Here is a 6624-nt window from a genome sequence, read left to right as displayed (position 1 = left end):
AGCGAGATCGCCGCCCGGGTCGGTGTCTCCCAGATGCACGTGTCCCGGCTGCTCGCCCGCGCCCTGACCAAGCTGCGCGGCCAGCTCACCGAGGCCTGAGCAGAGCAGTGTGGGCTGCGCCCGCGCCCTTCACCGATCAGGGCCGATCGGCGCGGCGTCCGCCCCGGCGGGCCAGGTCAGGTAGAGCAGGGCCGTGTCATCGCTGTGCCGGCCGTCGTCGCTGCGTCTGATCTTGTCGAGCAGGGCGGTGAGAAAGTCGCCCGGTTCCGTGACGGTGCTCAGCGTGGCGGCGAGTTCTATGAAGCGTTCCTCGCCGAGGCGGGTCCCGTCCTCGCTGAACCCCTCGTAGACGCCGTCGGTGTACAGCAGCAGACCTGCGCCCGCCGGGAGCGTGACGACCGACTCCTGCCAGCGACCTCGCCCGGGGAACATACCCAGCCCGAGATGGTGGCGGATCGGCGCGGGGTCGGCCGAGCCGGGCGTGATCACCAGTGGCGCGGGGTGACCGGCGCTCACGATGATCACCTGCGAGCGGTCTGGGACGACGCGGATGGTGCAGGCGGTCGCGAACATCGACTCACGTGGCCGCTCGGCGACGAGCACCTGTTCCAGCAGCCGCATCCGGGCGGCCTTCTCCACCCCGGCCAGGGTGAGGGTGCGCCACCCGACGCGTAGGCCGACGCCGATGGCTGCCTCATCCGGACCGTTGCCGCAGACGTCACCGATGACGGCGTGGAGCGTGTGATCCTCGTCCTGCACCAGGTCGAAGAAGTCACCGCCGAGCAGTGACCGTCCCCGTCCCGGCACGTATCTGCTGACGACCGCCAGCGCGGGGTCGGTGACCAGTGGCGTAGGGAGCAGGCCGCGTTGCAGCCGCGTGTTCTCGCTGGCCTGCATCCGGCTGTCGCGTAGCTGCCGCTCCGTCACCACGGCCCGTCGGCGCTGAATGGCGTACTGGATCGTGCGGCCCAGGAGCGCGCCGTCGATGTGACCCTTGACCAGGTAGTCCTGTGCTCCGGCGGCGACAGCCGCCGTTCTGGTGGCCGCGTCGTCCAGGCCGGTGAGCACCACCACTGCCGCGTCCGGCCATCGGTGCAGCACCCGGCCGAGCGCCTCCAGCCCCTGGCAGTCGGGCAGGTGCAGGTCGAGCAGCACGCAGTCCGGCGTCGTCGGCGCGGCCGCGGCCTCTTTCAGGCTGCTCGCCTGGGTGAACCGGTTGCTGATTCCGCTGTCGCTCAGCAGCTCCCGGGTGAGCAACGCATCACCGGGGTCATCCTCGATGAGAAGGACCGCCGGCTCCGCGGTTGTCGGCGACGACGCCGGATTCGCCAGCCCCGACGGCATGCCGGTGGGCGGCACCGTCGGCAGGTCGGCGTCACTGATCACGACAGATCCTCTCTCCGGCCGCGACCGTCACGCGGACGGTGACGCCGACACGATGCACCATCCACCTGTTGTGTAAACCTGTCGATTATCACCTGCCCGCACGAGCCGGGTAGGACAGCGTCGCCTCGCCCGCCCGTGGGGCGCCTCTCCAGGCCACGGGCCCGCCGGGACGAGTCATCGGTGCGGCCGGTGGCGGTGCGGTGCCGGCCAGGTGAGGCAGGCCGGGCCTCGCGGTGAGGGGCGGTCAGGCGGACCGGTCGAGGGAGATCTCCGCCCAGACCACTTTGCCGGGCTCGCCGTGCGGGGTGGTTCTCGTGCCCCAGTTGCGCGCCATCGCGTCGACGATCAGCAGGCCACGACCGCCGATGCGGTGCGGGTCCGGCTCGAAGCGACGCAGTGGTCGATCGGAGTCGTCGAAAACCTCGATCCGGATCGCGTCCGACTGCGGGTCAACTCGACCCTGCCCCCGGCACCGGTGTGCCTGATGACGTTGTGCACGAGTTCCGTGATGACGGTGAGCGCGTCGTCGGTGACGTGCGTGGCCTGCCAGCCGACGAGGACCTCCCGGACGGCCCGGCGGACCGGCGCGCTGTCCGCACCACCGCCGAAGGGCATCCGCACTGAGTCCATGCCGATCACCTACCCGCTCGACCGAACCCGTACCGTAGTCGATCACCCTCGCTGAGGTGAACCATCTTATGGGGTGTCGTAACTGGTGCCGGCGCGACGCGGCAGGACGCCGGGGCGTAACGCAGGACGTGGAGATGCGCCGCTGTCGGCCTACGACTGCGCGGCCCGGATGTGGTGACGGCCCATCGGTAGCATCAGCGGCTTGCCGGAGACCGGATCGGGATGACCTGGCTGTCCAGGCCGAAGACGGCGCGGACGCAGTCCTCGGTCAGCACATCGGTCGGCGCACCTGCTGCGTGCAGGCCGCCGTCGGCGAGGGCGATGAGGTGATCTGCGTAGCGGGCCGCCATGTTCAGATCGTGCAGGACCATCACGATCGTGCTGCCGCGAGTGAGGTTCAGGTCGGTGAGCAGGTCCAACACCTCGACCTGGTGGCTGACGTCGAGAAAGGTGGTCGGCTCGTCGAGTAGCAGCAGTTCGGTCTGCTGGGCCAGCGCCATGGCGATCCACACCCGTTGACGCTGCCCCCCGGAGAGCTCGTCGATCGACCGGTCGGCCAGGTCGGCGATGTGGGTGGCGTCGAGGGCGGCGGCCACCGCCCGGTCGTCGTCCCTGCTCCATCGTGACAGCAGGCGTTGGTGCGGGTTGCGGCCCCGGCCGACCAGGTCGGCCACGGTGATGCCCTCGGGCGCGATCGGTGACTGGGGGAGCAGGCCGAGCGTTCGGGCCAGCTCCTTGGCCGGCATCCTGTGTACTTCGCGGCCGTCCAGCATGACGTGGCCGGTTCGCGGGGCGAGTAGCCGCGACATCGACCGCAGCAGCGTCGATTCCCCGCACGCGTTGGCACCGACGATCGCGGTGATCCGGCCGGGCGGGACGAGCAGATCGAGTGATTCGATGACGACGCGGCCGCCCTAGCCGACGGTCAGTTTCTCGACCGTCAGTGAATGGTCGGTGGTCACAGCGAGCCTCCCGCGCGGTTCGTGCGGACGAGCAGATAGATGAGGTACGGGGCGCCGAGAACGCCGGTGATCACACCCACCGGCGCGAGACGCCGAAGCGTTCGGCGACCTCCGTCACGGACAGGCCAGCTTCAACTTCCAGACTGCGCGATAGCGCTGCCCGGTCACACTCAACTCCACCAGCACTCGGCGGAGTGTCACCCATCAAGTGAAGCCACCGTGCAACGCATCAACCGGAGTCGGACAGACGTGCCGACGTGCCGACGTGCCGACGACGTGCCAACGACGTGCCGACGATGTCCCGACAACGATGTCCCGACGTGTGATCCGACAGCTGATGTGCGACGCGGTTCTGCCAGGTGATGTGCGACGGGTGGTCTAGGAAACTGAGGTAGCGATCCGCGGTCGCTGGCCTTTGATGCTACGGACTGGCTGGTTGGTCGTGCGTCGGATGACCTTGGTGTCGTCGTCGGTGAGTTCGATGGCCAGGGTCGTTTCGGACACGGTCACGGTGACGGTCTGGTGGCGATGCAGCCGGCCGAGGGCGACTTTCTGGCCGGCGACCATGATGATCCCGCTGTTGGAAGCCCTGCGTTGCACCCGAACGGGTTCGATGGAGGGTCGTGGTGGTGGTCCTGCCGGTCGGGCTCCACGGAGCCGCTTCATCTGTTCCGGGCTGAGTGGGTTGGCGCGGGTGCGGAGCAGTTCGCGGGTGTCGAGGTCGTAGAACATGAGGGTGGTCGGTTCGATGCGGATGCCGACGCGGCGGCCGGCGAGGATTTCTGCGGCTAGGACGATGTGTTGGCCCAGGGAGACGCCGCCGCCTCGGTTGACGCAGCGTTCGACCTCGATGGCGTCGCCGTCCTCGATCGGTGGCAGGGGTGCGGGGCCGGCTGGGGCGGCGCCCTGGCGAACGAGGGCGGCCAGGTCGTTGACGCTTAGGTGGGACCGGACGGTTTTGATGCGGATGCCGGCGATGAGGACGTGGATCAGGTCGCAGTCGGCCCAGATCCTGGCCACCATGCCGGCGCGGTAGGTGCCCATCCAGAACTGGCGTTGGCACACCATCAGGTTGCCTGATGCCGGGACGACCCGGTCGAACTCCACGGGCCCACCCGGCTCCACCGCCGTCTCCTGGGCCTCGACCGGTGGTGCGTCGGCTGCCACCGGTTGGACCTCGGTGGAGGGGATGGGGTCCAGGGTGGGTGGCAGCCACAGGTCAACCAGTGCCCGCTGCTGGGCCGGGATCGGAGCGAACCGGTCAGCCGGCGTGACCGGCGTTCTCACATCGAGGGCCTGGTGGGGTCGGTCGGTGTTGTAGTGCAGCACGTATGCGTCCACCGCGGCCTGGGCTTCCCGGAGGCTGGTGAACGCCTCGGCGGTGTCGAGGAAGTCGGGGCGGACGGTGCCGTGGAACCGTTCGACCTTGCCGTTCTGGTTCGGTGAGGCGGGCGCGGTGAGCCGGTGCGTGATGCCGTTGTGGCGGCAGATCTTGTCGAACAGCACCTCACCGGTGCGGGGCCGGTACTTGCCGAACCGGTCGGTGAACTGCTTGCCGTTGTCGGTGATGATCTCCTCCGGGACCCCGAACCGGGCCAGGGCTTCGGCCAGGGCCAGACACACCGCCCGGCCGGTGGCCCTCTCGACCACCTTGGCGATCACGCAATACCGGGAGTGGTCGTCGACGGCGGTGACGAGCTTCGCCTCCCGCAGCACACCGGTGGCCGGGTTGACCAGCTGCACTCCACCGACGATGTCCATCTGCCACAACTGCATCGGGGCAGGCCGTTCCCACCGCTTATACGAGTCCTTCGGCCGTTTCCGAGGTCGAACCCGCAGCAGACCCTGCCGCTGCAGAATCCGATCGATCGTCCGCTCCGACGGCACCACCAGATCCTCGACCACCCACGGGCCCGTCTTCCGCAGCATCTCCAGACGGATCCGCCGCGATCCCCATCGAGGATGCTCCCGACGCATCTCCGCCACCGCGACCTCGACCGCCTCCGCGACCTGACCGGGACACGAGTGAGGCCGGTGCGACCGGTCGGCCAGCCCGGCCAACTGCTCCGTCAGATACCGGCCCACCCACCGATGCACCGTCGACCGGTGCACCCCGAGACTGGCGGCCACCTCCATCACATCCGACCCGGCCAACACCGCACGGACCGCGTCCAACCGCTGCTCGACAACCGACAAGACAACCAGCGCCAATCCCGGCCTCCCCGAGTCCCGACGCCCCGCGGAGACGTCGGGCCCAGAGTGCCGAAACGGACCACTGTCGCAGATCACCTGGCCGACGCGTGTCGCACATCAGCCGACGGAGGACAAACGATGTCCCGACGAGGCTGTTCAAAGTTTCTGTACGTCTTCAAGGCGGCCCGCAACGGGCCGCACGCGCCGCCGCCTGGGCGCGCGCCGGCCGCTGCCGCTGTCGCTCTGCGGCCGTCACGCCTGACGCCCGGCGGCTGGCGCGGACAGCGGGGAGCCCCGGAGCCGCCACAGACGGGATAGCGGGGAGAGTGGTGGAGGTTCTCGCCAGCAGCCGGCCGCGCCGCGCCTGAGCAGCGCGGCGAAGGGAGGGCGCGTCGGGTCCGCGCGGCAAGCTCCAAGCTTGGGGGCGGTGTCCGCGCGAAGGCATGTCGGTCGTCCAGGAGCCGGCTTCGCAGCCGTGCAGGGTCAGGTCAACTGCTCACCTGGGAGGGGGAGGGGTGGCCGCTGGTGGTCAGCTCCGACCCCGGAAGCCGGGTCCGTGCCGGGCAAGGTTGGGTCAACTGCGCCACTGTGGCGATGTCCGCCGGGGGCGCGGTCCGTGACACGAGAGCCGACTCAGTCTGTTCCGACAGCGTCCGTACGCGCGTCAAGGCCCGCTTGACGTGGCGGGCCGGGCGGCGGCCCGCTCCCCAGGAGGGGCGGGTCGATGGCAGACAGGGATGGCTCATTCATCCTTCTCGGCCTCTCGTTCGACATGCGCAAATTTACACCCTTCCTGCTGGCTTGCCTGCCGCGTTTTGGTGGTTTCTGAACGGGTAGGCCGTGGCGGCTCGCCAGCGAGGTCAGGAGGAGCACATGGCGATTAATACGACGCGTGACCTGTTCATCTATGAGCTAGGCATACTAGGTGAAATGGAGATATCCGGGCGGCGGGTTCTCGACTTCTTGGCCCATCGAGTTAGTGACGATCTCGGGCAGATCGTACGGCGCAAGCAGCAGGAATGTATGCAGTGGAATCACAACATCAACTCCTGCGCCAAGGCATTCGGCACCTCCCCGCTTTCAACCCGGTCCGACACTGTTGAAGGCATGTATGGGCGATTTGAAAGCTTCGTACGCACAAACCCCTCAGTCGACCTCGTTGATCAATTCGCAGTCGATACTCTGATTCGGTTCCTATACCTCACCATTGCGGCACACAAGACCCTTTTTGATTGGGCGATTATTATGGGTGAGGCCCAGTGTGTGCAGTATCTACACGCCAACCTCGTCCAGAAGCAGGAGAGTGCGGCTGAAATTGAACGGTACGGCCACGAATTGGGCGTACGACTCCTAATACTCCAGCCGGGGATTGTGATCACGGCTCGGTGAGGGCTTGTCGGGTGTAGTGGCTGGTCATGGCTTGGGCTTGGTGGCGTCGTCGGCGGATGGACCA

5 protein-coding genes and 1 pseudogene are annotated in these 6624 nt (G+C 68.1%); 2 read left to right on the top strand and 4 right to left on the bottom strand.

What is annotated here, in order from left to right; translation table 11 throughout:
* Positions 1-99: sigma factor-like helix-turn-helix DNA-binding protein (locus tag IF06_RS33485; protein WP_269636146.1), on the top strand; the 99-nt coding region annotated here is incomplete at its 5' end.
* 30 nt (positions 100-129) lie between these two features.
* Here the strand turns inward: IF06_RS33485 and IF06_RS0131490 are convergent.
* The 4 genes and pseudogenes from IF06_RS0131490 to IF06_RS0131465 all read right to left on the bottom strand — a co-directional run bounded on the left by IF06_RS0131490 (position 130) and on the right by IF06_RS0131465 (position 5189).
* Positions 130-1386: a PP2C family protein-serine/threonine phosphatase gene (locus IF06_RS0131490; RefSeq protein ID WP_051611149.1), complete on the bottom strand. Its 1257-nt coding sequence runs from the start codon at positions 1384-1386 to the stop codon at positions 130-132.
* A 345-nt stretch (positions 1387-1731) separates the two neighbouring features.
* Positions 1732-2016 carry a hypothetical protein gene (locus tag IF06_RS34135; RefSeq protein ID WP_143194696.1) on the bottom strand — a complete coding sequence of 95 codons (285 nt, stop codon included), beginning with the start codon at positions 2014-2016 and terminating at the stop codon, positions 1732-1734.
* Between the two features lie 150 nt (positions 2017-2166).
* Positions 2167-2915, bottom strand: a pseudogene (locus IF06_RS32660) (ABC transporter ATP-binding protein).
* A gap of 441 nt (positions 2916-3356) precedes the next feature.
* Positions 3357-5189, bottom strand: coding sequence for an IS481 family transposase (locus tag IF06_RS0131465; RefSeq protein ID WP_030275398.1), 1833 nt, complete (start codon positions 5187-5189; stop codon positions 3357-3359).
* A gap of 822 nt (positions 5190-6011) precedes the next feature.
* On the opposite strand from IF06_RS0131465, the gene IF06_RS0131460 reads away from it, so the two are divergent.
* A complete protein-coding gene (locus IF06_RS0131460; RefSeq protein WP_030275396.1) occupies positions 6012-6560 on the top strand; it encodes a DUF892 family protein in 549 nt (182 codons plus the stop codon).
* Positions 6561-6624: the final 64 nt, after the last annotated feature.

It is taken from the genome of Micromonospora globosa (assembly GCF_000717585.1).
In the GTDB taxonomy this organism is placed as follows: domain Bacteria; phylum Actinomycetota; class Actinomycetes; order Mycobacteriales; family Micromonosporaceae; genus Micromonospora; species Micromonospora aurantiaca.
The sequence above is the reverse complement of the archived record's forward strand: the minus strand, read 5'-3'. Positions and strand labels throughout refer to the sequence as shown.

Excerpts from the sequence above, each read along its gene's own strand:
- IF06_RS34135 (WP_143194696.1), bottom strand. The coding sequence starts at position 2,016 with ATGGACTCAGTGCGGATGCCCTTCGGCGGTGGTGCGGACAGCGCGCCG.